The 1206-nt window shown below is 73.8% G+C and carries 1 protein-coding gene; it reads left to right on the top strand.

Translation table 11 applies throughout. The features are described 5' to 3' along the window. Positions 1 to 1020 (top strand): methyltransferase (locus tag EHS43_RS44865; protein WP_125196088.1); only part of this gene is annotated, 1020 nt, incomplete at its 5' end. Positions 1021 to 1206 lie beyond the last annotated feature (186 nt).

The raw sequence follows: 1206 nt of genomic DNA, 5'->3' as shown, positions 1-1206 counted from the left end.
GCCCGGCACACCCCCCACGTCCCCAGTCCCCGGGACCGTCTGCTGCACCTGATGACCGGGGCCTGGACCACCCAGGCGATCGCCGTGGCCGCCGAACTCCGGCTCGCCGACCACCTGGACGCCCACCCCGCGTCCGGCCTCGCGGAACTGGCCGAACTGACCGGCACCCATGCCGACAGCCTGGGCCGGCTGCTGCGCTACCTCGCCGGTCTCGGCCTGGTGGCGGCGGACCCCGACGGCTCGTACCACCTCACGGAACTGGGCGGGCCGCTGCGCACGGGCTCCGACGCCTCCTTCCAGCCGCTCGCCCTGCTCTACGGCGGCCCGTTCTACCGTTCCTTCGGGGAGCTGCGGCACTCGGTGCGCACCGGTGAGGAGGCGTTCGCGCGGGTCTTCGGCGACCATCACTTCCCCCACTTCGCGCGCCACCCCGAACTCGCCGACCTGTTCGACCGGGCCATGGCGGCGAGCGCGCCGATGTTCGTCCCGGTCGCCGGCCTGGTGGACCTGGCCGCCCACCGGGTGGTGGTGGACGTCGCCGGGGGCAACGGCGAACTCCTCGGCCGGCTCCTGCGCGCCGCCCCGCACCTGCAGGGGGTCCTGCTGGAGCGGCCGCATGCCGTGGAGGCCGCGGAGAAGGCGTTCGCGACGGCGGGCCTGGCGGACCGCTGCCGGTTCGTGACGGGAGACTTCACGTCCTGGATCCCCGAGGGCGGCGACCTGTACGTCCTGTCCCGGGTGCTGCACGACTGGGACGACGAGCGCTGCCTGACGATCCTGCGCCGCTGCGCCCGGGCCATGGCTCCCGGCACCGAACTCCTGGTCGTCGAGCGGCTCCTGCCGGCGGACGCCCGGCTCTCCCTCGCCGTGGCCTGGGACGTGCACATGCTGTGCAACGTGGGGGGCCGCGAGCGCACGGAATCGCATTACCGGCGGTTGCTGGAGACGGCGGGCTTCGACTTCACGGCCTGCCATGAACTCCCCTTGCAGGGAGCCCTTCTGCGCTTCAAACGGCGCTGACCGGAACAGCCGTGTCAGGGCGCGCAGCCCGATCCGCCACCGCCTCGCCCTCCGGCCGGCGATCGGTTCGTCGCCCACGCCCGGCCCAGTGATCCCCGGGCCTTCGACACCGTCGACGCTTTCGGCGTCACGGCCCGGTGGATCGCCCCGCCGCCCTGACCGGACAGCCCTGAGCGAGCACGGGAG

Source organism: Streptomyces sp. RP5T, from assembly GCF_003933965.1.
Classification (GTDB): domain Bacteria; phylum Actinomycetota; class Actinomycetes; order Streptomycetales; family Streptomycetaceae; genus Streptomyces.
Note: the sequence above shows the minus strand (reverse complement) of the source record. Positions and strands in the feature narration are given on the sequence as shown.